The sequence below is a fragment of the Erythrobacter sp. HA7-11 genome, from assembly GCF_055693605.1.
This window is the reverse complement of the sequence record NZ_JBVFUF010000002.1, coordinates 2,242,190-2,265,849: the sequence shown is the minus strand read 5'-3', so window position 1 is coordinate 2,265,849 and position 23,660 is coordinate 2,242,190. Positions and strand designations below refer to the sequence as shown.

The window sequence follows — 23,660 nt, the reverse complement described above, 5'->3', positions numbered from 1 at the left end:
TACTGCTCTTGATGCTAACCCGCAGCGACGGGCCGGATGAATGCGTTGATTGTCAGGCGCCCTTCACGTGGATCGGACGAAAGGGGCGAGGTGTTGTCGATAACCCCGCTATGCAAGATGTTGCCACGATACAAAACCGCCGTGTTGAACTCGCCCGAGACCAGATGGGTCCGCTCGAAATACGGTTCTCCATCCTTGGTGTATGCAGCTGGAGGCAGGCCATGCTGCTTAACCTCTTGCTGGAGTGCTGCCGCATAGGTCGGGTAGGTCGCGTCTGTCAGCGCTTCAAGCCCGGTCGATTTGTGACGGAAAAAGGCTGTGCCACCGTGCGCGGTTCTGTGAAGGTAAAGCATCAAAGCGATCTGATCTGGGTCAGTGCCATCAACGTGGGGCAGGCATTGTATCGGCAGCAATTGCTCCGGCGGTGTAGTTACGATCGAATACCAGCCTTGCATGACCCAGCCATTCCGACTCTCGCCAAATGAATCGTTCAGCGTAGGCGCAAGCTGATTTGCCCATGCCTCGCAAATAGCGGCAGCAAGCGGCGCGCGCACTCCGGGATATTGAGGCGTGATCTTTGCAAATTTTTGCAAAGATGCGCTGATAATCGCTTCTTCTGGACTGTCGAGGAAGTCCTGAACTGAGATAAGATGATGTTTATTCGATGAAAAATGTGATGCGCGCGAGTTTGCAAGCGAAATTGTCAAATCATGCATGGCTGCGCTCGGCTCGCTTTTTATCGGAATCAGTCTCTCCTCAAACTAACAAAGTCGTACTTCGCAGCCAATCATGAGAATTTAAAATACTGATTTATAGTAATTTATCTGAATATGCAGATGAATTTTGATCGCCAACTTCGGAGGTTCGCGAATCCGCGAGGGGGCAATGTTGCGTTTGCTGCACCTCAGGTGTGACCGCTTGGCCACAAGCTGTTGAAATGTCTGAGGGCCGAATTGCAATATACCGAGCGAAACGAGAGAAAATCTCAGGAAAATAGAGTCTTATTCTCCTCTGTCCCGACTTCTGCAGGATAAAAATTTTGCATTTACCTGCGCAAAAATTCCCGTTATGAAAAAAGATGCAAACGCCGGGGATCGTTGCGGCGTTAGGGGAGAGATCATAATGGTATCTACGCGTAAATCGGCGAATGTTCGCCTGCTTTGCGGGGCGGCAACCGGCCTCGCGATGATGGCGACAGCTGTTCCGGCAGTCGCTCAAGATGTATCGTACCGACGCTGCACAGGACGACGCGGAAGAGGGCACAATTGTTGTGACCGGCATCCGCAGCGCTATCGAGACCTCGCTCGAGGCAAAGCGGGAAAGCTCAAGCATCGTCGAGGTGATCTCGGCGGAAGACGTCGGTAAACTGCCTGATCTGTCCATCGCTGATGCGCTTGCTCGCTTGCCAGGTGTTACTGCTCAGCGTGTGCGTGGCCGTTCGCAGCAAATCTCTATTCGCGGCCTTGGCCCAGACTTTTCGCTTGCTCTTCTCAATGGGCGCGAAGTCGTTTCCGCTGGCAACAACCGTGGCATTGAATTTGACCAATTCCCATCAGAACTGATTGCGCAAGGTGTTGTCTACAAGACGGCGGACGCAAGCCTTGCTGCAACCGGCATTGCCGGTGCGGTCGATTTGCGGACCATTCGCCCTCTCGATTTCAACGAAACCAAGCTGAACCTTTCTGCTCGCTACGTAATTAACGATAGCGGCGAACTGAACCCGGACTTCAGCAATGACGGGTATCGTTTCTTTGGTTCGTATATTGGTCAGAACGATGCTGGAACCGTTGGTTGGTCACTTGGTGTTACGCACCAGTCGAACCCTACCCAGTTCCTTTCGCGTGAACTCAAGACCAACCAGAACCAGGTTTCTATCGATGCCAATGGTCTGATCTATCCATCGGACAACCCACGCCAAGGTGTCGTTTCGCGCGATTTCGAGCGTACGTCGATTGCCGGTGCGCTCCAGTTTGAGCCAGCCGATAACTTCTCGCTGACGCTCGATGCGTTCTACACCGATACGCAAGACTCAGGCATCTTCCGCGGCACCGAGACTCCGATTGCATCATGGAGCGGGGCGAGCTTTGATGGAGCGACAGGCAACGGACCTTTTGCCGACACCGCGACTTACTCTGCGGTTGTTCCGATCCTCCGGACAGACACCGAAGGCAACGAAGCGCAGATCTTCGCTGCTGGGGCCAACCTCGAATGGGGCGTGACGGATAATCTCACTCTGCAACTTGATTACGGTTATTCAACGCTCGATCGCGATGATATCGACTATGAAAGCTATGCCGGAACTGGGCCGGGACGTTCGGGCGCGCAAGACACCCTCACGTTCACCTTCCCTCGGAATGGACGCTACAGTGTCGATACTCAGCTTGACTACACCGATCCAGGCACGGTTCTGCTGACCGACCCGGGTGGGTGGGGCCAGGTTGGCTTCATTAAAGAGCCCAAGATCGACGACGAGCTCCACCAGCTGCGGGCAGAAGCGGACTACGCTTTCGATAGCGGGTTCCTTTCCAGCATTACCGTTGGCTGGATTTACACCGATCGCGAGAAGACTTTCGACTCGAACGAGAGCTTCCTTCGCGAATCTGCAGCATTCACTGGCGGCTCGCTGGCAATTCCTGCTGGTTCCATCGTTGGAAGCACCGACACCGGCGGTCTTGGCTTTGACATCATCGCTTATGATCCATCGAGCTTCCTGACCGACGGAACCTATGTCGTAGAAAAGGCAACGTTTGACACCGAGTGGGTGGTTTCGGAAGAGATCCACAGCTTCTACGCTCAGGCCAATATCGACACCGAACTCGGTTCGGTTCCGCTCCGCGGCAATATCGGCCTCAAATATGTCGAAACGACTCAGAGCTCGACCGGCACGATCGGTGGCGGCTTCGTCAACACTGTAACCGAAAGCTACGATGACTGGTTGCCAAGCGCGAACTTGAGCTTCGAAGTTGCAGATGACTTCTTCATCAAGTTGGCCTTTGCTAAAACGATCACGCGTGCACGGCTTGATCAGTTGGCCGCGAACCAGAACATCTCGGTCAATCCACTGAGCTGTACTGACACAGATGGTGACCAGATCCCTGACACAGTGATCGGGTTCAATCCGCCATCGCTCGTTTGCTTCAATTTGGGCGGCGGCAACCCCGCTTTGCAGCCATATGCATCCACCTCGTATGATATCTCGTTCGAGAAATACTTCTCACGCGGGACCGCCTTGGTCTTGGCAGTGTTCCACAAGGATCTGTCTGACTGGGTGATCGACTTCAACGACACGATTGATCTTGAACAACAGATCAACAACGCTGGTTTTGGTTCGATCCTGACGACTGCTCCTGAACTGGCAACAGGTTCGTTCAGCGGTCCTGTGAACTTCGGCGACGGTTCAATCACCGGCATCGAAGGAACCTTGCGCGTTGACTTTGTTGACCTGACTGAGAGCCTTGATGGGTTTGGCGGCAGCTTCAGCTTCACTTACGCAGATGCGGAAGTTGAAGACACAATGCAGAACCTGCTCGATATTCCAGGGTATTCGGAAACAGTCTGGTCGGGCGATGTCTTTTACGAAAAGAATGGCTTCCAGGCTAAGCTCAGCGCGCGTTATCGCAGCGGCTTCCTGTCAGAGGTTCAAAACTTCGACGGAAGTCTGAGCGGTGCAGACGCGCTCAGCGAAACAATTCTGGATGGCCAGATTGGCTACACATTCGAAGACGCTAGCGGCTTCCTTGAAGGTGTGGGTGTTCAGTTTGAGGTGTTCAACATCACCAATGAGCCGTTCGTAACGCAGAACGACCTGTTCAATGCGAGTGGCACCCAGGTTGGAAGGTTCCCGAGCCGTCACGAGCTGTATGGCCGGACCTACAACTTCACGATCAAGAAAGAATTCTAGGCTTTCTCCCAGGGTCGCAACTGGAAAGAGGGGCCCGCCAGAAATGGCGGGCCCTTTTTTGCATTCCAAAGTTGAGAATGAACCCGATGCGTTACGACAGCGGCGGATGTGGTTCGCGCGATCTAGGCGTGCGGGGAAGGGCAGTGCTTGCCCAGAAACTCCGAATGCTTTGGCATGGCTGCCACAGCATCGCGCATGGCGCCCGAAATTGCGTCCATCCTCTGGCTCACTGGCACCGCATCACCGCGCATCGCAGCCAAGGCTGGTGCTCGATCGGGCACGATATCCTGTCCGAGATATACGGCGATCCAACTCGGGTTCTTAAACAATTCGCGCTCGTCCGACACGAGCAGCCCGTAATTGCGGAAGTGATCGATCTTGTACTGCAGACTGTCTGGAACATCCATTGCCGCGCAATAACGCCACAATTCTGCATCATCACGCGAAGTTGCCTTGTAGTGCAGGATCAGGAAATCACGGATCCGCTCATATTCGGCGGCGGTCTGCGAGTTGTATTCCTGCGCAAGCAGCGGCGACATCTCGCTGTCGGGTAACAGGGCGAGCAGCCTGAGAATGCCATACTGGATCAAGTGCAGGCTGGTGGATTCCAGCGGCTCCATAAAGCCCGCTGACAATCCGATAGCGACACAATTCTTGTCCCAGAATTTGCGGCGCTTGCCAGTGACGAAGCGCAACACGCGCGGGTCCGCGAGTGCTTTACCCTCAAGTGAATTCAGCAGCGTCTCGGTCGCGTCCTCTTCGCTGATGAATTGACTGCAATGGACATAGCCATTGCCTGTGCGGTGCTGCAGCGGGATGCGCCATTGCCACCCTGCGCTTTTCGCGGTTGAGCGTGTGTAGGGCGCTATCTCTTCGTCTTTTGGGCTAGGCGCGGCGACCGCTCGGTCGCAAGGAAGCCAGTGCTGCCAATTGTCATAGCCCGCTTCGAGCGAGCCTTCGATCAAGAGTCCTCGAAAACCGCTGCAATCGACGAAGAACTCCGCTTCCAGCTCTTCGCCGCTTTCTAGTGTGACGCTCGCAATCGCGCCGCTCTCGCCGTCAAGCGTCGCGTCAACTACCTTGCCTTCAACCCGCTCGACACCGCGTGCTTCGGCATATTTGCGCAGGAAGGCGGCATAAAGAACCGCGTCGAAGTGATAGGCATAGTCATAGGTCGACTGGATTTGCCTGCGGTCGGGTAGGGGGTGCGCAAACTTGCCCGCCTTGGCCATCGCCCAACCCATAGAGAAGTCGTCAATCGGGCCGTCTACCCGCCCTTCGAGGCTTTCGCGCATCCAGAAATGGTAAAAGGGCACGCTGTCGAATTCAGCGCCATGCTGTCCGAAGGGGTGGAAGTAGCTGTGACCGAGCCGCGCCCAATCAACGAATTCAATCCCGAGCTTATAGGAGCCGCCGGTTTCCTTGATGAACGTCGCTTCATCAATCCCGAGCCGTTGGTTGAAGTGGCGGATAGGCGGGATTGTCGCTTCGCCCACGCCGACCGTTCCAATCGCTTCGGATTCGATAAGAGTGATCGAGCAGCTTTTGCCCAGCGTGTTCGAGAGCGCCGCCGCAGTCATCCAGCCTGCGCTGCCGCCGCCCACTATGATGATCGATTTCAATGGAGAGTGAGTGCTAGCCATTTCTCCCTATCCGCCACAACTTTCGCGGATCATCAAGCTTGTTTCGAGCCGGTCGGATGTCGCCTGTCCGCCTTTCGTGTCGATCAGTTTCGAAACCAGCATACGTCCAGCGAGGTTTGCATCTTGATCGATTGTTGTCAGGCGCGGCGTGACGAGCCGAGCCGCTGGTATGTTGTCGTAGCCTACGACGGAAACGTCCTCTGGCACTTTACGGCCCGCCTTCGCCAGCGCGCGCATGGCACCGATCGCGATCAAATCGCTCGCTGCGAAAATCCCATCAAACTGCAATCCCTGATCAATGGCCGAACGGGTAACTGCCTCGCCGGAATGCACATCGAAGTGCGCGGGCATCTGCAATTCGCTGCGCACCGCAACCCCGGCATTTTCGAGCGCTTGACGGTAGCCGCGATAGCGTTGCTCGGCTTCGGGCGCCTCTGTGTCGCCGAGGAAGAGGATGTGCTCGCGGCCCAAGCGGGCGAGATGCGATGTGGCGCGCCGCCCGCCAGCGACATTGTCCGATCCGACAGAGCAATAGGCCGCATCGGCAAATTCGGCTCCCCAGACGACAAAGCGACTATCGCGCTTGGAGAGGTCGTTGAACGCATCATGCAGCGAACTTTGTCCGATGAAGATGACGCCGGTTGCCCTGCTTGTGTTCATTGCGAACTCGAGATCTTCAGCGCTACTCGGGCTGAGGTGGCTCATGACCAGGTCGGCATTGCGTGAGCGCGCCGCTTCAGCAATTCCAGCGAGCAGTTCCAGGAAGAAGGGGTCGGCAACGCGGGTCTCACGGGCCTGTGGAGCAGGAACGACGACTGCAATGGTTGCCTCGGCGCCAATGGGCGCGTTGGGCATCGTACTGCGAAAGTCGTAATCGTGGGCGCGCGCAATCTTCCAGATCGCTTGCTTGGTCCGGCGCTTCACGGCGGGATTGTCGTTCAGTGCGCGTGAGACGGTCGAGATCGAAACCCCTGCCTCGCGCGCAATGTCTTCGAGCCGGGCCGACTTTGTCCCTTTTTCGTCCTGCTCGTCGATCATATGCGCGCCAGTTTGCCCCTTTTACCCCTGTGTCGCAGCCCAATAACCCGACCAAGGTACCATAGCGGTATTGATGGGGTCAGGTGAACCCACTTGCTGCTGGTTTGCAATGGTTTTTGCCCCAGCAAATTCGCTAGGCGGTGACCATTCGCATGGCTCATCACTGAGGTTGAAGGCGCACAATACGCGCGCTTCCGCGCTCTCGCGAATGAACGCGAGTACATTTTCAGGCGTTTCGAGCAGATCAGAGCTGCCATCGACCAAAGCAAAGTGCTCTTGGCGCAGGGCCAGCAGATCACGTGTGTAGCTTGCGGTTGAGGCGGGATCACTGCGCTGTTTATCAATCGCGAGTTCGGCATGCGCCGCATCGACTTTCAACCATGTGCGGTTCGCGTTTGAAAAGCCTGCCTGCGGCGCGTTCGCCATCCATGGCATTGGCGTGCGAGCACCGTCGCGGCCCAATGTGTGCGGCCAATTTGCAATCGCCTCGGGATCGAGCAGGTCTTCGAAAGCAACCTCACCTTGCGGCAGACCTAACTCTTCGCCCTGATAGATAATCGGATTTCCCCTAAGCGACAGAAGCAACAACATGGCAAGTCGAGCCATTTGCTGCTGGCTGATCCCGCCGCTGACCCAGCGCGTGATCGCGCGCGGTGCATCGTGGTTGGAAAACGCCCAGCTTGGCCATCCTTCGCCTTGTTCGCCCGGCCATTGCGAAAGCGACCGGCGGACGGTACCGAGGCATTGAGCTTTGGCGCGTAAAGGAAGTCGAAATTGTAGGCGGAATCGAGACGTTTGCCGTCGGCTGTGAACGCCTTCATCTCGGCAAGCGGGTCTGGTCCACCGACTTCCGCCACGGTGAAGCGCCCCGGATACTGATCGATTGTCTGGCGAATGCGTTCAATGAACAGTGGAATGTCGATATGCGACTGATTGAACTGCTTGATCTGCATGTCGAATGGCCGCGTCACGTCCTCAATCGGAGCATTTGACGGCGGATTGTCGCGCAATTCAGGGTCATGCATGGCAAAGTTGAGCGCATCGATACGGAAACCATCGACACCCCGATCCAGCCAGAATTTCGTCACTTCTAGAAGCGCGTCCTGAACCTCGCGATTGTGCACATTGAGATCGGGCTGCGAGGTCAGGAAATTGTGCAGGTAATATTGCTTGCGCGGACCATCCCACTGCCACGCCGAGCCGCCAAAGACCGACTGCCAGTTTGAAGGCGGAGAGCCATCCGGTTTTGCATCGGCCCAGACGTACCAGTCGGCTTTGTCGTTTGTGCGGTCGCGGCGGCTCTCTTTGAACCAGTCGTGTTCGTCAGACGTGTGCGAATAGACCTGGTCGATGATGACCTTCAGGCCAAGCGAGTGCGCTTTTTCAATGATCCGGTCGAAGTCGTCGAAGTCACCGAAGACTGGATCAATCCCGCAATAGTCGGAAACGTCGTATCCGAAGTCCTTCATTGGCGAGGTGAAAAACGGCGAGATCCAGATGCCATCGACGCCGAGTGAAGCGATGTAATCCAGCCCATCGGCAATGCCGCGCAGATCACCCACGCCATCGCCATTCGTATCGCGAAAACTCCGCGGATAAATCTGATAGATAACCGCGCCGCGCCACCATTGATCGCTTGCTGAGGCGGAATTGTCGCTGTTCACAGGTAGCATCTCATTCATCGTGCAGTCTCGCTCGCGCTCAGCGTGCTAAGTGGCGTGAGCGAGCCGACTAGTTTCGTCAGCCGTTTCATGATCCCTCGCGCTCGCCCGCTTCCTTCAACTCGCAAACCGAGAAGCTGAGTGGAGCAAGCTCGACCGTGACCGATCCCGGTGCGGCGACACGCGCTGGACAAGAGCCGGCCAAGGCGGAGAGCTCTCGCGTCAGATAATCGACTGGGATGTTTTCCTTGATCGGCGCTGTGCTCGTGTTGAATGCGAGGAGAACTTGCTGACCGGTTTCAGGATCGCGGCGCGTAATGGCCAGAATGCCCGGCTCATCGCGATATGCCCTCATCGTCTGAAGGCCGCGACGCAGCGCTGGGTTCGCTTGCCGGACAGCGGACAGTTCAGAGATCAGTCGATAGAGAGGATGCGAAGTGTCGAAGTTCTCATCTGCCGTTGTCGCATCCGTTCCGATCAGCACATTGTCGTTGTAGCTCTCAGTGAGGCTTGGGAACATGTCCTCGCGTGCGGCCTGATCGTTGCCATCGCCAACGAAGCCTTGTTCAGAACCAGAGTAGATTGTGGGCGATCCCCGAACAGTCATCATCACGGCATGAGCCAGTTTGACCCGTTGAAGCAGCTCCTGTTGCGAGATATCCGGATTGGCGTTCCGCACAAAGGTCGAGAAACGGCCAACATCATGATTTCCAAGGAAAGTTGGCAGCGAGAGTGCTGCATCTTCTCCGCCTTCGTACAAAACGTCGCCATCAAAAAGCTCGGCCAGCACGACTGTTCCCTTCTTGCGGTACGACGACCTCAACCATCGCTGCTTGAAAGGCGAAGTCGAGGACCGAAGGCAATTGGTCGCGGCGGGTGTATTGCGCGATATATCCGTTATCGGGACCGTCGCGATATACTTCACCGAAGATGTGAAAGTTGGGCTTGCCTTCCTCGCGGGCTATTTCGAGCATTGCCGGGACGAAGGTCTGCCAGAATTCAGGATTGACGTGACGCGCCGTATCGATGCGGAAGCCATCGATGCCTGCATCACGGATCCATTGACCATAGATATCGATCATCCCACCAAGCACTCTGGGGTGCTCGGTAAACAGATCGTCGAGACCCACAAAATCGCCAAAGCGGCTGCTCTCCTCGCGGAAAGTCGTGTCGCCGCGATTGTGATAATAGATCGGGTCGTTCAGCCAGGCTGGGACTTTCACGTCGCGCTCTGCCTCGGGAATGACAGGCGTGTACGCGTAGCCAGGATCTGTCAGGCGGGCGAAGTTTTCTTCGGTGCGCACTTCGTCGCCCAGGAAGCCTTCATTGATAGGCTCGCCGTCCAACCCAAGTCGGCGCGAATACGGGAAGTCGCCTTTGCTGCGATAGACGTATCCGGTGGCATCGCCTTCCTCAAATCGGATCACATCGGCGGTATGGTTGGTGATGATGTCCATATAGACTTTCATCCCGCGCGCGTGAGCTGCATCGACGAATGCCTTGAACTCAGCGTTTGTCCCGAAATGGGGATCAATGCTGGTGAAGTCCGTCACCCAGTAGCCGTGATAGCCAGCGCTCTCCTGTCCAGGGCCGCCTTGCACCGGTTTGTTCTTGAAGACCGGAGCAAACCAGATTGCGGTGACACCCATGCCCTGAATGTAATCAAGACGATCGGTGAGCCCCCTTAGGTCACCGCCATGGTAGAAACCCTTATGCGTTGGATCGAATCCGTGGTCGAGCGGGCCTCCGCTAAGGCCTCCACGGTCATTGGTTGTGTCGCCATTTTCGAACCGGTCAGGCAGAACGAAATAGACAACTTCGTCCTCAGGCGGACGATCTTGAGGTTTTGCTTCAGCTTCATGAGCCTGGGCAGGCGCAGCCAATATGCCCAAAGCTGCGAGAATCAGTCCAAGATGTCGTTTCATTTCATCCCTCTCCAACAACTTGAATGACACTGAATCAAAAATTTTGCAAATCTTTGTATGTGATTTTTGGATCTATCAGTCAGGCGGTTATCCCACTGTAATTTCTTCTATTCGGCAAGGTTTCTCTGAATATCACACCGGAAATAGAGAGCGTCCTAGAAAGTTTCTTGCAAATTTTTGCATTAGCGTCACACTGGCTGGTAGCACACAATGTCCAGCAGGAAGCCTTTGCTGGATAAAGTGAATGCACGGAATCCGGCGTCTTGCGCCATCGGGCGCTAGTGGTCATCGGATTCTGTGAGGGAGAGAGGCATTACAATGAGCGATAAGATCGCCGTGGCTGGGCGTAAGCCTGCGATGAATCCAATGCAAATCTGGAACATGAGTTTCGGCTTTCTGGGTATCCAGATCGGCTTCGAACTTCAGAACGGCAACATGAGCCGCATTTTCCAGACGCTTGGTGTCGACAAGAACGAGCTCGCGATTCTTTGGATTGCAGCTCCGATGACCGGCCTGATTGTTCAACCGATTATCGGACACATGTCTGACAACACATGGGGTCGTTTCGGGCGTCGTCGTCCGTTTTTTCTCATCGGTGCGATCCTTGCCAGCATTGCGCTCTTCATTATGCCGAATTCGCCGACATGGTGGTTCGCTGCCGGCATGTTGTGGATTATGGATGCATCGCTCAACATCACGATGGAACCTTTCCGCGCTTTCGTCGGTGATAATCTGCCTGATCGACAGAGGACGCGCGGCTATGCGATGCAGAGCTTCTTCATCGGGCTCGGAGCGGTCATCGCGGGTGCATTGCCTTACGTGATGACCAATTGGTTGGGGCTCTCCAACACTGCCCCAGCCGGACAGATTCCTGAGACTGTGCAGTGGGCCTTCTACATCGGAGGTGGAGCGCTATTGCTCGCGGTGTTGTGGACCGTTTTCCGCAGCACAGAATACAGTCCTGAACAGCTGGCGGCATTCGATAAGGCGCGCAGAGAAGCGCTGGGTATCGTCGAGCAATCAGTCGAGACCGTCAGGCGCACGACGTCTCAGTTTTTCTCCGGCAGCGCTGTTTGGCTCGTCGCAGGCGCCGCAGTCGCAGTGCTTGTCGCGTGGGGGCGGGCGAGCGAAATCGAGATCGAAATTGGCAAGGAGCTCTACATCCTCGCCGGATTGATCGCGTCTTTCGGCGTCATTCAAATCATCGCAGGAATGCTGCGCAACAGCGGCAAGGACGACAACGGCTTTATGGAAGTCGTGAACGACCTTTTCGCAATGCCAACCACGATGCGTCAGCTTGCCGTCGTGCAATTCTTCAGCTGGTTCGCCATGTTCGCGCTTTGGATTTACGGCACGCCGGGCGTCACCGAATATCACTTTGGTGCAACTGATACGACCACTTCGGCTTACCAGGACGGGGCAGATTGGTGGAGCCTCATGGGTTCTGTTCGCAACGGTTTGGCCGCCGCCGCAGCACTAGGTTTTATCATCATCGCCGCGAAAATTGATCGTCGCAAACTTCACAGTTTTAATATGGCGGTTGGCGCAATCGGCTTTGCTTTGATGATCGTGATCAGCGACCCGGCGCTGCTGTGGGTGTCGCAAATCGGGCTCGGCATCGCATGGGCCTCGATCGTTTCGCTGCCTTATGCGATTCTCGCGGGATCTGTACCCGCCAAGAAGATGGGCATTTACATGGGCATTTTTAACATCTTCATCGTCGTGCCACAGCTGATTGCGGCAACTCTGCTCGGCTTCTTGGTTAAAGCGTTGTTCGATGGTGCATCAATCTATGCAATGGCCATCGGAGCAGTTTCGTTTGCTTTGGCCTCCATTGCGACTTTGTTTGTGACCGATGGTGCCAGTGCGCTGAAGCAACAAGCTGCTGCGCAGGAGGCTTGATTGATGAAGAAGTCTCTGACGTCGATAGTTGTTGGTTGCGCGCTTACACTGACCGGGTGCGAAGGCGCTCAACAACAGGGTGGATATGAGCCTGAAAGCTACGTCCAGTTCGAAAACGCCGAATGGACCCGCGATGCGGTGATCTATCAGATGAACACGCGGCAGTTCACGAAAGAGGGCACTTTCGCGGCTGCGCAGGAGCAGCTTCCGCGCCTTGCCGAAATGGGCGTGGACATTGTCTGGCTGATGCCGATCCACCCAATTGGCGAGGAAAAGCGCAAAGGCACGATGGGCAGCCCCTATGCGGTTAAAGACTATCGCGCGGTCAATCCCGATTTAGGGACGGAGGAAGAGTTTCGCGCCTTCGTCGATGAAGCGCATGGGCTAGGCCTGAAAGTCATCCTCGACTGGGTGGCCAACCACACCGCTTGGGACAGCGTGTATTTCGAAAAGGGCGGCAAAAACTTCTACGCCCTCAATCCCGAAGGTGAACGGATCGCTCCGCAAGGGACCGACTGGTCCGACGTTGCCGATCTCAATTTCGAAAACCCGCAAGTTCGCGAGATGATGACGGACGATCTCGCCTACTGGGTCCGCGAATTCGATATTGACGGCTATCGTGCTGATGTAGCTGGATATGTACCGCTCGACTTCTGGGAGACCGCTCGCGCGGAGCTAAACAGCATCAAACCGATCTTCATGCTGGCCGAGTGGGAGACCCGCGATCTCCACCGCAATGCCTTCGATGCGACCTATGCCTGGGGTTGGAAAGAGGCGATGCAGGACATAGTCGCGCAAGGCGGCGGAGCAGGCCCGATCCGCGGCTATTACGCAGCCCAGGCGACCACCTGGCCATCAGACGCCTACCGCATGGTTTACACCGACAATCACGATCAGAACTCGTGGGACGGCGTGGCCTCGGAAATCTACGGCCCGGCCTATGAAGCAGCCATCGCCTTATCCTTCACCGGCACTGGTATTCCCCTGATTTACAACGGTCAGGAAGCCGATCTCGACAAGCAGCTCGAATTTTTCGAGAAGGATGAAATCATCTGGAAAACAGGCGCTTACGATGGCCTCTTCCGCACGCTTATCGACCTGAAGACAACCACACCCGCATTGTGGAACGGCCGCTATGGCGCGCCCATGGTCGAGGTTCCAAACACGGCAAGCGAGCATGTCTTCAGCTTCGTTCGCGGCGAAGAGGGTGAGCGCGTCTTTGCTGTCTTCAACCTCTCTCCAGATCCTCGCGAAGTCGAGTTCACGCTCTCCCGTCACACCGGAACCTATAACGATGTGATCAGCGGCGAGGCTGCTACATTCGGAGCTGACGAAGGCGAAGCATACGGCCTCGCGCTCCCGCCGTGGGGCTATCGTATCTTCCGTGAGACCCAGTCGCAGTCGAACCAGCAGGCCGAATAACCCGCCTTCCGCTTTACGGCTGGTCAATCACCAGCGTCTGGCCAGCGGCGACCGATGGCTGGATTGTCTCGGCACCATCAGGCCAGATGATCCGCAGGCCGAGCAGAGCTATGCGATCCCATGCCGAACATTTGCTCGGTTGAATTGTGCGATGTGAAATTGCTGTTCACGGCCACCATCCGCCGCTGAACCGTGTCATTGATCGTCAGTTCCACGATCGCGCCGATAGCCTGCGTGTTGGGCGCCCTCCCGCGCAGACGCACCTTCAGCGTGTTCGCGCCAGACAGGTCGTTGCGCCAGTAATAGGCGGCGTTTTGCGGCTCAGCCGTGAGCAGCAACACATCGACATCGCCATCATTGTCGAAGTCGTCGCACACCACGCCGCGCCCCTGATCGGTGTCGAGGATCGAGGAGCTTTGCGCCTCATCGGTGAACGTCCCGTCGCCCTGGCTCATCCACAACCGGCTGGTGTCGTTTACGTAGAGCGAGGCGGATGGATCCTTGCCCGCTTCCCAGCCATTGGTCTGGTAGATATCGAGCCAGCCATCGGCGTTGAAATCGGCAAAGCACGATCCCCAGCCCCAGCCGCCCGGCTCCACGCCTGATGCTGAGTTGCGCACAAAGCTGAGTGCGCCCCGGTTTTCGAACAGGCGGTTGCCGTTGATCGAGGAAATGAACCAGTCGAAATCGCCATCGTTGTCGAAATCGCCAACCGCCGCGCCCATTCCGTTCTCATCATCGGGGATGAATGTGGCGCCGCTGAATGTGCCATTGCCGTTGTTCACCAGCACGCGCGATCCGCGAAAATCCGAAACCATCAGAATGTCGAGATCGCGGTCGCCATCAATATCGGCAAAGGCGGGCGAGAATGTATAGTCGTAGTTCGCGCCCAGCACGCCTTGCGGCAAATCAAAGGCGAGCAGGCTCGCGACGCCGCTTTGCTGACTGACCGGAGTGAAGGCAAGTGTGCCCGCGCTGCTATCATTGCGCCACAAGCTCTCGGTTTCGCCGGGCAGGTTGGGATCGCGCGGTGTGCCCCAATGCGCCATCAGCACATCCAGATCGCCGTCCGCGTCATAATCACCCAGCGCCATAGAGATGGTCTGCGCGGAACTGGCGGTGTCAAAACCCGATCCTGCCGTCGCATCGGTGAAGCGGCCTGAGCCATCATTGATGAACAGCTTGGTCGGCCCGCTCTCCAAGCCGCCCAGCAGCAGGTCGAGATCGCCATCACCGTCCAGATCGCCAAAGGTTGGCCCGCTGTGGCGGCCATTACTGGTGCCGCCAAGGCTGTAGGCGAGCCCCGCTGCCGCTGCACTTTCGACAAAGCCGGTGCCGCCCTGGTTCAAATAGAGCAGGTTTGGTCCGCTATCCCCGCGCGCAACGAACACGTCGAGATCGCCGTCACCATCGACATCGCCCGATGCTGCGCCCCCTGCAAACTGCGCGACCATCGGATTGAGCCCGGCGGAAAATCCGAAATCATGCGTGATCTGCATCGCGCTGGTCATGTCGGAAAATGTCGTGAGCGCTCCAGCAGGCAAAGTTGCCGAGCCACTGCCGGAGCTTGGTGGCGGGGTAGGGGTGCCCCCGGTCGCGCCGCCGGATTGCGCTTGGGAAGACGAGCCGTCGCCTCCACCGCAAGCGGATAATGCCGCGCAGCAGGCGATGCCCAACGCCAATTTGGCGGTCCGGATTGTCATGTCGTATCCTCCCCGCCGCCGAGGCAATACTCAGCGGTTATGCGCAGTTTTGCAAAAAATTGACTTGGAGAAAACCCCGTAATTCTTAATATAGTGGGTAGGAGAGAATATTTTTTGCAGAAATTTGCATGCGCTTGCGCGGTGTGCAACTAAATGGCGAACGGATCGGGAGAGCATAATGGCGAATTTGGGCGTGAAACTGGCGACATTTGGCGCCGGGTTGATGTTTGCAGCGGTGCCGCTGCATGCAGAGACTTTGCAGGTCTCATCGCCCGATGGCGACATCACCGTAACTGTCAGCGATGATGGCGGCCACGCTACTTATGCGGTCAGCTACGATGGCGAAGTGGTGATGGAGCCTGCACGACTGGGCCTCCTTTTTGCGGACCATCACGGGTTTGAAGATGGCTTGGAGCTTTCAACAGTCAGCCTTCGGTCCTCGACCGACAAGACGTGGGAGCAACCCTGGGGCGAGCGCCGATTGGTCCGCGACAACCACAATGAACTGATCGCTGACTTCTCTTCCACCACAGGGCCAGAGCGCCGGTTAACGGTAGTGTTTCGCGTTTTCGATAGCGGGCTCGGCTTCCGCTACGAATTGGCGGAGCAAGAGGCGTTGCAAGGCGATATCCGCATCACCGATGAGTTGACGCAGTTCAACATTGGCGGCGAAGCCGATGCGTGGTGGACGCCGAGCCGCCAGTTCAACCGCTACGAATATATCTATCGCACCGGCAAAGCGGCGATCGTTGACGATGCGCACACTCCGGTGACTTTCCGCCAGCCTGATGGCTTGCACATTTCCATCCACGAGGCGGCGCTGGTCGATTATTCGGGCATGTCGCTGCTCGCACTGCGTCCCGGCAATTTTGAAGCGGCTTTGCGCCCCGGATCTGACGGGATCAAGGTTCACACGAAGGCCCCGTTCAAATCGCCATGGCGCACGATCCAGATTGCTCCGGACGCGCCAGGCCTCATCAATTCCGACATCATCCTCAACCTCAACGAGCCAAACAAGCTGGATGATGTTTCATGGGTGGAGCCGGGCAAATATGTCGGCATCTGGTGGGCAATGCATATTCGCGAGCGCACCTGGGGCAATGATGGCATTCACGGCGCAACCAACGAAGAGACCAAGCGCTATATCGACTTCGCCGCCGAACATGGCTTTGCCGGCGTGCTGGTCGAAGGTTGGAATATCGGCTGGGACGGCGACTGGTTCAACAATGGCGAGCTGTTCAAATTCACCGAAGCCTATCCCGATTTCGATATCGAGGAACTGGGCGCCTATGCCCAGTCAAAGGGCGTGCGGCTGATCGGTCACCACGAGACCAGCGGCAATATTGCTAATTACGAAGCGCAAATGGAGGACGCGTTCGACCTCTATGAGCGGGTCGGCGTGCGGCAGGTGAAGACGGGCTATGTCGCGGATGCGGGCGATCTGGTTCGCTATGACGCAAACGGCGTGAAGCAATATGAGTGGCACGACAGCCAGTTTCAGGTTGGTCACCACATGCGCGTGGTGGAGTCAGCGGCGAAGCGCAAAATCTCGATCAACGCGCACGAGCCGGTGAAGGATACGGGGCTCCGCCGCACCTATCCCAATTGGATGACTCGCGAAGGCGCTCGGGGCATGGAATTCAACGCATGGGGCACGCCGCCCAATCCTGTCGAGCACATCTCGATCCTCGCTTACACGCGGATGCTGAGCGGCCCGATGGATTACACGCCGGGCATCTTCAACCTGCGCCCGAACGAGAAGCCGCCGGTGCGCGAGGATATGCAGCGCGGCGATCCTTCGAATCGTCCGCAAACGACTTTGGCCAAGCAATTGGCGCTCTATGTGGTTCTCTATTCGCCGCTGCAGATGGCAGCGGATCTGCCGGAGCACTACGAAGAACGGATGGATGCCTTTCAGTTCATCAAGGATGTGCCGGCAGATTGGGAAGAGAGCGTGGCGCTGGCGGGCGAGGTTGGCGAGTATGTCGCGATTGCGCGTCAGGGGCGCGGCAGCGAGGAATGGTTCCTCGGCGCGGTCACCGATGGGACCCCGCGCGACATCTCTGTGACGCTGGACTTCCTAGAAGCTGGCAAACGCTACACCGCGCAGGTCTATCGCGATGGCGCAGACGCGCATTGGGACACGAACCCGTACGACTATGTGATCGAAGAGGTCGCAGTCGAAGGCGGCGCTGATATGGCGTTTTCGCTGGCGTCGTCGGGCGGTGTGGCGGTGCGCTTTATCCCGCTTGACGATTGAGGGAGCGGCGGGAAACGCTCCCGCCACTCTCACCTTTTTTCGGAACCCTCTCGCGCGACAAGCTTTTCACTTCCGACGGAGCTTTCCTTGCGGCTAGGCACGATGGCGATTCTCGTCTAGGCAGCGCCCATGGGATCGACGAAGTTCAAGCGTTAGAGAGGAATACGAATTATGAAGCGTAACGCACTGATGGGCTCGATTGCCCTGGTCGGCCTGTTTGCCCTTTCGGCATGCGGCGGCCGCGAAGCAGACGATACGACGGCGGCTCCTGCCGAAGCAGAAGTCGAAGCACCCGTTGCAGCGGAAGAAACTACTGCAGAAGCGGCTGCTCCAGCAGAACCAGAAGTCGAAGCCAACGGCACTGTCATCGAAGTTCAAATGTACACCCGTGACCCGGATGGCGGCAGCGGCATGCAAGTGTTCAAGCCCAAGCTGGTCACCGCGAAAGTTGGCGACACCGTCACCTTCGTTCCAACCGACCCAACCCACCAGTCTTCTTCGATTGAAGGCATGATCCCAGAAGGCACACGCGGCTGGGAAGGTGAGATCAACCAGTCCGTTTCCTACGTCCTGCCGAAGCCAGGCGTTTACGGCTATCAGTGCGTACCGCACTACGCCGCTGGCATGGTTGGCATGATCATCGTCGAAGGCGAAGGTCAGGACGCCAATGTTGAAGCTGCCAAGGCTGTCTCACACCCAGGTCTCGCTGGCCGGGTCTTTGAAGAGCTGTTCACCGAAGCCGGCCTCTAAGCCGCTTAGGTAACTGACAGAATAAAGGGCGGTGTGGTTTTGGCCACGCCGCCCTTTCTCTTGGTCGCTGCGAGTTTTGCGCGGGCGCCCTCGCTGGCAGCAGGGATCAGGCCGCCACAGACATCCGCGCGAGCTCGCATTGCGACCAAATTTCGGAAAGCGCATTGATCAGGCGCGTTATGTCGCCTGTATCGTGCACGGGTGATGGAGTGAGACGCAGCCGCTCCGTACCCACAGGCACAGTCGGATAGTTGATCGGCTGCACATAGATGCCGTGATTATCCATCAGCCAATCGCTGATCATTTTGCACTTCTTCGCATCACCCACCATCACCGGAATGATGTGGCTGGGATTGTCGAGATGCGGGATGCCCATCGTGTCGAGCTGACGGCGTACTTCCTTCACCCGCTCCTTCTGCAAGTCGCGCTCGGCATTGCTCGTCTTCAAGTGCCGGATGCTGGCCGCCGCGCCTGCTGCCACGGCAGGGGGCAGGGCGGTTGAGAAGATGAAACCGCTGGCAAAGCTACGCACGAAGTCGACCAGATTTCGGCTCGCCGCGATATAGCCGCCCATCACGCCATAGGCCTTACCGAGCGTGCCCTCGATCACGGTGATCCGGTCCATCAGGCCTTCCTGCTCGGCAATGCCGCCGCCGCGCGGACCGTAGAGGCCCACCGCGTGCACTTCATCGATGTAGGTCATGGCGCCGTGCTTCTCGCACACGTCGAGAATGTCCGCGATCGGCGCGATGTCGCCATCCATTGAATAGACGCTCTCAAACGCGACCAGCTTGGGCACGTCCGGGCCATATTCGGAAAGCAGCTCATCAAGATGCTCGACATCATTGTGGCGCCAGATCTTGTAGGGCGCGCGGCTGTGCCGGATACCTTCGATCATGCTGGCATGGTTGAGCGCGTCAGAAAACACCACGCAATCAGGGATCTTGTTCGCGAGCGTGCCGAGGCCCGCCCAGTTCGACACATAGCCCGAGGTGAACAGCAGCGCCGATTCCTTGCCATGCAAGTCCGCAAGCTCCGCCTCCAGCTCGACGTGATAGTGGTTCGTGCCAGAAATATTGCGCGTGCCGCCTGCGCCTGCGCCGCATTCTTCGAGGCAATCGTGCATCGCGTCGATCACGTCGGGATGCTGGCCCATGCCAAGATAGTCGTTCGAGCACCACACGGTTACCGCCCGCGTCTCATCATCGATGAAGCGGGTCGCCTGCGGGAAGGAACCCTTGTGCCGCTTGATATCCGTGAAAACCCTGTAGCGGCCTTCTTCGCGAACGCTGTCCAACTCGCTCTTGAAATAGGCTTCATAGTCCATGGCTGGATCCCTCTGTCTTGATTGTATTTTTTGTATTTGCGGTTGCAGCGTTCACCCGCAGCTGCGGTACGGCCCAGCCCCACAACATCCCGTCGCGGAAGGGCAGGGCGAGAAATATGTGCTCCAGCGCGCCGAGCAGGCACAGCGCGAACAGCAGGCTCGCGCCGATCATCGCCGCGCTGCCCATAGGTGCGGCAATTGCGAGCGAAGCAAACCATGCCGCGACAAGCGCTATGGCAATGGCCGATAAAGCGAGCATCACGGTCATCCGGTTGCGCCCGAAATAGCTCTTCAAATAGCCCAGATGCGGCGGCAGGATTTCAAGGCTGGTATTGGGCACGCCGACAAACATGTTGAGCTTGGTCGACAGGCGCATGATGAACAGCAGGACGAACACGGTCGCGCCGATCTGATTGGCGGCATTCCAGCTGAGCGAAATCAGGGTGAGCGCGGTCAGCGCCAGCGCAATCTCGTGATAGATGACGGTGGCGCTCGCTTGCGCGAACCGGTCAAACCCGCACAAGGTGGGATCGCTCGGTTCGCGGCGAGGGCCAGCGACCGCTCCGGTCAGGAAGCCGACTTCGTGCCAGCCCCAAACCATTAGCGCACCTGCGAACGCGCAATAGACAGAGAGCACGCTGGTTGACTGCAAGGAGAAAAAGATTGCGATCAAGCCCGCGATCCCCACACCACCTGCGACAAGCAGGCTCTTAGTGAAGGTCGCGCGGTCGCGATTGTCCGCCCAGGCGATCAGCCCTGTGGCGAAAAACCAGATCGCCAATGTCACCGCGAACGGGACGATATGGCCGCTCCAGCTTACCATGCAGGCTGCAGCCGAATGGTTTCAGGCAGAGCGTTTGGCTTGGTCCGATGGAAATACATCCGCGCGAAGTTATATCCCGCGCCTGCCATACCGCTGATGCGCTTGGCGAGGCCGCCAATACCGCCCTGTTCCTTGCCGTCCTCGATTTTGAGCGATGCCTGACGCAGCGCTTCCATCCGGGCCCGGAACTTGGGATCATCGATATCGAGCTCGACCGGGAAGACCTGACGGCTGATCTGGTTGCAGATGCCGAAGACCTTGTAGTCATATTCGGTCGGATCGACCCCCAGCGCCTTGTGAAAGACGGGGCGGGCGTGATCGCGCACATACATCGTGGCGTAGACCGAAAGCAGGAAGAACCGGATCCACAGCTTGTTGTGGCCTTTCAGCAGCTTGGGATCCGCCCGCATAAGCATGGCGAACGCCTCGCCATGGCGGAACTCGTCATTGCACCACTCTTCAAACCAGTCGAAAATCGGGTGAAATTTGTTCTGCGGATTGGCGGCCAGATGGCGGTAGATCGCAATGTAGCGCGCATAACCGATCTTTTCTGACAGATAGACCGCGTACCAGATGAATTTGGGTTTGAAGAATGTGTATTTCTTGGTCTTGGTCAGGAATCCCAGATCGACCCCGATACCTGCATCTTTCAGGCTTTCATTGATGAAACCGGCGTGGCGACTTTCATCGCGAGCGAGCAGTTTGAACAGCTGCTTCACATCGGGGTTTTTGGTGCGCCGCGCGATTTCGGCATAGAGCACGCAGCCGGAAAATTCCGATGTCATCGAACTGACGAGAAAGTCGGTAAACTCCGCGCGCAGTTCCGGCTCGAGTCCTTCGATGATGCCGGCAAAATCATTCTTGTGGCGGAAGTGGGTCTTGTTTGGGTCGCCTTTCATGTCGGCGATCAACTGGTCCCATTCCTCGCGCACCAGCGATACATCAATCGCGTCCAGCGCATCGAAATCGGTGGTGTAGAAACGCGGGGTCAGGATCGTGTCCTGCGTGGCGAGGGCCATCGCTTCGTCGCTGGTCATAGTTTTGCCGCCATGTGCGGCGGTGATTTTGGATGGAGCGTTCATTTGATCCTCCCGGCGTTGAAGCTGACTTCGTAGAGCTCGGCCAAGTCGAAATAGGCGGCGAAGCGGATGGCCGCGCGTTTGACCGGGCCGGCGCGGGTCACCGTGGCGGTGCGGTCGAAAATCTGCTTGCTGCCGAACGGGATGCTGATCGGGTCGCCATGCACGCGCACCTTGTCGCCCGGCTCCATCTCTATGCCTTCGGCCAGTTCGACGTGAGCATGGAAGTGCTCGGAACTTTGCTCGACCGATATTCGGCACGGCGTTTCAAACGAGTTGGTTGGCATTAGCTTTGATCCCTTTCCAGCAATGCAGCGAAAACGGCGCGGTTGGTCGCGCCAAATGATCCCAGCTCCACGCTTTTCCCGGTCGTCAAATCGGTTAGCGAAAGTGAGCCATCATCCCATTGAGTTAAATCAAACGGCGGCTGCGCCCCGATACCGCGCACTTGGCGCGCTTGCGCTAGGCTGCGCACAGTCGAGCGGATGAAGCCGCCCGTGCCTGCTTCGTAGCGGGCAATCTCTGCGCCGCTTTCCGCATCGACGATGCTGACCGCGCCTTCGTCCGCGTCGAAGAAGTTAAGCTGGCGGCTCGCAGTGGGCTCCACGCCCGCCTCCGCGCGCACTTCGCTCGGAACAGCCACGCGGTCGAACCAGCCGAAGCTGACTGCGGCGGTCAGCGCGACAGAGATCGCCATCACTGCGCCCATCATGATGATCGGACCTTTGTGAACATCGCCGTGTTCGTGGTCGTATTCGTAATGGGCTGGAGCGTTCATGCGGCTGCTCCCGTCAGGCCTTCGCTGGGGTCGCGGACAGGCGCTTGAGGAGCGAAATCGCCGCGCTCAATCGCGTTGAACTGCGCCGAAGCGTCGGCGAGCTTTTTCGCGACTTGATCGACATCGGGCAGGGCACGCAGCATCGGTTGCGGGCGCGAAAGCTGCCACGGGCGGGCGTGCGGCCACAAGAGGAGGAAGCCGAGCACAGTCCGCTCTCCGCCGAGTTCCAGCGCGATATCGCCAAAGCCCTTGCCGCGCGGAGCGAGATGCGCAGCGGACACTTTCTTGAGCGGGATGTTCACGCGCTTGTCGACGGCCATGCCGATCCGCATCATCACGCGGGCATCGGTGATGATGTAGAGCGTGTTCTTCACCGTCAGCCACGCGGCGCCATACAGCAGCGCGAGGACGAATGCGCCAAAGCCAACCGCCAATGCTGCGGTATCCGGGCTGCCCATCGACAGGGCGATCAAGGCCAGCACCGCGAAGTAGATGCCGATCAGGCGCGTGTGAAACGCGGTGCGCGCCAGAACGCGAAGATCGGGCCGGCCCTGCCACAGCACGCGCTCATCCTTGGCAGGCGTACCCATCGGATCGTCCTGCGCGGATGGATAAGCGGGCAACTCGGGTGCGTTGTTCAGATCCATGGCTCTGTCCGCTCAGGCTTGGCGTAGAAATAGCCGCCGCCAAAATAGGCTTGGACGCGCTCTTCCTCATCGCGAGTGATTTGACCGGGTGTCGACAAAGCCGGCACATCGTCGAACTGCTCGACCGTGATCGCGTCGATATCGATCAGCGGCTTCAGATCGCCGAGCAGGCCGGGTGTCTGCACCTTTGCCATTGGCATCGGCGCGAGCACTTTCTTGCCCGAATTGGTTGTCACTTCGAGATAGCGGATGATGTGCTCGGACTGATCGACCCAGACATCGCTTACCTTGCCGGCGAGCTTTTTGTCCGCGTCGTAGACTGGCAGGCCAACCGGATCCATGTCACCGGGCGCAATCGCGATCTCGTGCGCAGCGCCAATCGGCACTATGCGCGGACGGCCATCGGCAGTGAGATCGGGATAGGTCGCGCGCTTAGCATATGCGCCCGGACCCATGCCTGACTTCATGCCGTCACCGGTTGGCTCGTAAGGAGCGCCTGCCGAGCCGAAGGTGCGCGTGCCTGGCACATCGACCGCATCGCGTGGAACCGCCTCGGGAATGTATTCACCGCGGCCATGCGGCAGCTTGAACACCTTGTCCGGCCCGTCAGACAGTTTCTTGCCCGATGGATCGACCCGGTCGCCCAGTTCTTCCTCAAGCGGATAGCCTTCTCGCCGGCTTTCGCGGTTGAGGTAGATCACGAGCCCGATGAAGAACACGAAGAAGGTCAAAAAGACCAGTTCGGCCACGTCGAACGTGCCCACTATGTATGCCGCATTCATCTTACACTCCTCTCATTCA

16 protein-coding genes and 2 pseudogenes are annotated in these 23,660 nt (G+C 57.6%); 5 read left to right on the top strand and 13 right to left on the bottom strand.

The window, feature by feature from the left end; genetic code table 11:
• Positions 1–14 precede the first annotated feature (14 nt).
• Positions 15–716, bottom strand: a complete 702-nt coding sequence (locus tag ACZ1GU_RS11620) for a DUF6445 family protein (protein ID WP_472648146.1) — start codon at positions 714–716, stop codon at positions 15–17.
• Between the two features lie 503 nt (positions 717–1,219).
• Here ACZ1GU_RS11620 and ACZ1GU_RS11615 point away from each other — a divergent pair.
• The gene (locus ACZ1GU_RS11615; RefSeq protein ID WP_472648145.1) at positions 1,220–3,901 is read left to right on the top strand and encodes a TonB-dependent receptor; all 2,682 of its coding nucleotides are present in this window, start codon (positions 1,220–1,222) and stop codon (positions 3,899–3,901) included.
• 122 nt (positions 3,902–4,023) lie between these two features.
• On the opposite strand, the gene ACZ1GU_RS11610 is transcribed toward ACZ1GU_RS11615, so the two are convergent.
• From ACZ1GU_RS11610 to ACZ1GU_RS11595, 4 genes and pseudogenes are all read right to left on the bottom strand, one after another.
• Positions 4,024–5,544 carry a tryptophan halogenase family protein gene (locus tag ACZ1GU_RS11610; RefSeq protein ID WP_472648144.1) on the bottom strand — a complete coding sequence of 507 codons (1,521 nt, stop codon included), beginning with the start codon at positions 5,542–5,544 and terminating at the stop codon, positions 4,024–4,026.
• Between the two features lie 6 nt (positions 5,545–5,550).
• Positions 5,551–6,582: a LacI family DNA-binding transcriptional regulator gene (locus tag ACZ1GU_RS11605; protein WP_472648143.1), complete on the bottom strand. Its 1,032-nt coding sequence runs from the start codon at positions 6,580–6,582 to the stop codon at positions 5,551–5,553.
• Between the two features lie 21 nt (positions 6,583–6,603).
• Positions 6,604–8,264: pseudogene (locus tag ACZ1GU_RS11600) on the bottom strand (alpha-glucosidase).
• A gap of 67 nt (positions 8,265–8,331) precedes the next feature.
• A pseudogene (locus tag ACZ1GU_RS11595) lies at positions 8,332–10,168 on the bottom strand (alpha-amylase family glycosyl hydrolase).
• A 318-nt stretch (positions 10,169–10,486) separates the two neighbouring features.
• Here ACZ1GU_RS11595 and ACZ1GU_RS11590 point away from each other — a divergent pair.
• Positions 10,487–12,070 (top strand): MFS transporter, encoded by a 1,584-nt coding sequence (locus ACZ1GU_RS11590; RefSeq protein WP_472648142.1) that lies wholly within the window; start codon positions 10,487–10,489, stop codon positions 12,068–12,070.
• Positions 12,071–12,073: 3 nt separating this feature from the next.
• Complete coding sequence (locus ACZ1GU_RS11585) at positions 12,074–13,492, top strand: alpha-amylase family glycosyl hydrolase (RefSeq protein ID WP_472648141.1); 1,419 nt, start codon at positions 12,074–12,076, stop codon at positions 13,490–13,492.
• A gap of 77 nt (positions 13,493–13,569) precedes the next feature.
• On the opposite strand, the gene ACZ1GU_RS11580 is transcribed toward ACZ1GU_RS11585, so the two are convergent.
• Complete coding sequence (locus ACZ1GU_RS11580) at positions 13,570–15,195, bottom strand: FG-GAP repeat domain-containing protein (protein WP_472648140.1); 1,626 nt, start codon at positions 15,193–15,195, stop codon at positions 13,570–13,572.
• A gap of 178 nt (positions 15,196–15,373) precedes the next feature.
• On the opposite strand from ACZ1GU_RS11580, the gene ACZ1GU_RS11575 reads away from it, so the two are divergent.
• A complete protein-coding gene (locus tag ACZ1GU_RS11575; protein ID WP_472648139.1) occupies positions 15,374–17,455 on the top strand; it encodes a glycoside hydrolase family 97 protein in 2,082 nt (693 codons plus the stop codon).
• Between the two features lie 171 nt (positions 17,456–17,626).
• Complete coding sequence (locus ACZ1GU_RS11570) at positions 17,627–18,205, top strand: pseudoazurin (protein ID WP_472648138.1); 579 nt, start codon at positions 17,627–17,629, stop codon at positions 18,203–18,205.
• Positions 18,206–18,311: 106 nt separating this feature from the next.
• On the opposite strand, the gene hemA is transcribed toward ACZ1GU_RS11570, so the two are convergent.
• The 7 genes from hemA to puhA are packed head-to-tail and all read right to left on the bottom strand — an operon-like array spanning position 18,312 to position 23,641.
• Positions 18,312–19,532, bottom strand: a complete 1,221-nt coding sequence (hemA, locus tag ACZ1GU_RS11565) for a 5-aminolevulinate synthase (RefSeq protein ID WP_472648137.1) — start codon at positions 19,530–19,532, stop codon at positions 18,312–18,314.
• Positions 19,522–20,355 (bottom strand): putative photosynthetic complex assembly protein PuhE, encoded by an 834-nt coding sequence (gene puhE, locus ACZ1GU_RS11560; protein WP_472648136.1) that lies wholly within the window; start codon positions 20,353–20,355, stop codon positions 19,522–19,524. The genes hemA and puhE overlap by 11 nt, the downstream gene beginning before the upstream one ends.
• Positions 20,349–21,437 (bottom strand): magnesium-protoporphyrin IX monomethyl ester (oxidative) cyclase, encoded by a 1,089-nt coding sequence (gene acsF / locus ACZ1GU_RS11555; protein ID WP_472648135.1) that lies wholly within the window; start codon positions 21,435–21,437, stop codon positions 20,349–20,351. The genes puhE and acsF overlap by 7 nt, the downstream gene beginning before the upstream one ends.
• The gene (locus ACZ1GU_RS11550; protein WP_472648134.1) at positions 21,434–21,721 is read right to left on the bottom strand and encodes a hypothetical protein; all 288 of its coding nucleotides are present in this window, start codon (positions 21,719–21,721) and stop codon (positions 21,434–21,436) included. Before ACZ1GU_RS11550 ends, acsF begins: the two co-directional genes overlap by 4 nt.
• Complete coding sequence (gene puhC, locus ACZ1GU_RS11545) at positions 21,721–22,212, bottom strand: photosynthetic complex assembly protein PuhC (protein WP_472648133.1); 492 nt, start codon at positions 22,210–22,212, stop codon at positions 21,721–21,723. The genes ACZ1GU_RS11550 and puhC overlap by 1 nt, the downstream gene beginning before the upstream one ends.
• Positions 22,209–22,859, bottom strand: a complete 651-nt coding sequence (gene puhB, locus ACZ1GU_RS11540) for a photosynthetic complex putative assembly protein PuhB (RefSeq protein WP_472648132.1) — start codon at positions 22,857–22,859, stop codon at positions 22,209–22,211. The genes puhC and puhB overlap by 4 nt, the downstream gene beginning before the upstream one ends.
• The gene (puhA, locus tag ACZ1GU_RS11535) at positions 22,850–23,641 is read right to left on the bottom strand and encodes a photosynthetic reaction center subunit H (protein ID WP_472648131.1); all 792 of its coding nucleotides are present in this window, start codon (positions 23,639–23,641) and stop codon (positions 22,850–22,852) included. The genes puhB and puhA overlap by 10 nt, the downstream gene beginning before the upstream one ends.
• Between the last annotated feature and the right edge of the window lie 19 nt (positions 23,642–23,660).

What these genes read in the sequence shown, in the direction of transcription:
- ACZ1GU_RS11620 (WP_472648146.1), bottom strand. Translation starts at nt 716, where the DNA reads ATGCATGATTTGACAATTTCGCTTGCAAACTCGCGCGCATCACATTTT.
- ACZ1GU_RS11615 (WP_472648145.1), top strand. Translation starts at nt 1,220, where the DNA reads ATGTATCGTACCGACGCTGCACAGGACGACGCGGAAGAGGGCACAATT.
- ACZ1GU_RS11610 (WP_472648144.1), bottom strand. Translation starts at nt 5,544, where the DNA reads ATGGCTAGCACTCACTCTCCATTGAAATCGATCATCATAGTGGGCGGC.
- ACZ1GU_RS11605 (WP_472648143.1), bottom strand. Translation starts at nt 6,582, where the DNA reads ATGATCGACGAGCAGGACGAAAAAGGGACAAAGTCGGCCCGGCTCGAA.
- ACZ1GU_RS11590 (WP_472648142.1), top strand. Translation starts at nt 10,487, where the DNA reads ATGAGCGATAAGATCGCCGTGGCTGGGCGTAAGCCTGCGATGAATCCA.
- ACZ1GU_RS11585 (WP_472648141.1), top strand. Translation starts at nt 12,074, where the DNA reads ATGAAGAAGTCTCTGACGTCGATAGTTGTTGGTTGCGCGCTTACACTG.
- ACZ1GU_RS11580 (WP_472648140.1), bottom strand. Translation starts at nt 15,195, where the DNA reads ATGACAATCCGGACCGCCAAATTGGCGTTGGGCATCGCCTGCTGCGCG.
- ACZ1GU_RS11575 (WP_472648139.1), top strand. Translation starts at nt 15,374, where the DNA reads ATGGCGAATTTGGGCGTGAAACTGGCGACATTTGGCGCCGGGTTGATG.
- ACZ1GU_RS11570 (WP_472648138.1), top strand. Translation starts at nt 17,627, where the DNA reads ATGAAGCGTAACGCACTGATGGGCTCGATTGCCCTGGTCGGCCTGTTT.
- hemA (WP_472648137.1), bottom strand. Translation starts at nt 19,532, where the DNA reads ATGGACTATGAAGCCTATTTCAAGAGCGAGTTGGACAGCGTTCGCGAA.
- puhE (WP_472648136.1), bottom strand. Translation starts at nt 20,355, where the DNA reads ATGGTAAGCTGGAGCGGCCATATCGTCCCGTTCGCGGTGACATTGGCG.
- acsF (WP_472648135.1), bottom strand. Translation starts at nt 21,437, where the DNA reads ATGAACGCTCCATCCAAAATCACCGCCGCACATGGCGGCAAAACTATG.
- ACZ1GU_RS11550 (WP_472648134.1), bottom strand. Translation starts at nt 21,721, where the DNA reads ATGCCAACCAACTCGTTTGAAACGCCGTGCCGAATATCGGTCGAGCAA.
- puhC (WP_472648133.1), bottom strand. Translation starts at nt 22,212, where the DNA reads ATGAACGCTCCAGCCCATTACGAATACGACCACGAACACGGCGATGTT.
- puhB (WP_472648132.1), bottom strand. Translation starts at nt 22,859, where the DNA reads ATGGATCTGAACAACGCACCCGAGTTGCCCGCTTATCCATCCGCGCAG.
- puhA (WP_472648131.1), bottom strand. Translation starts at nt 23,641, where the DNA reads ATGAATGCGGCATACATAGTGGGCACGTTCGACGTGGCCGAACTGGTC.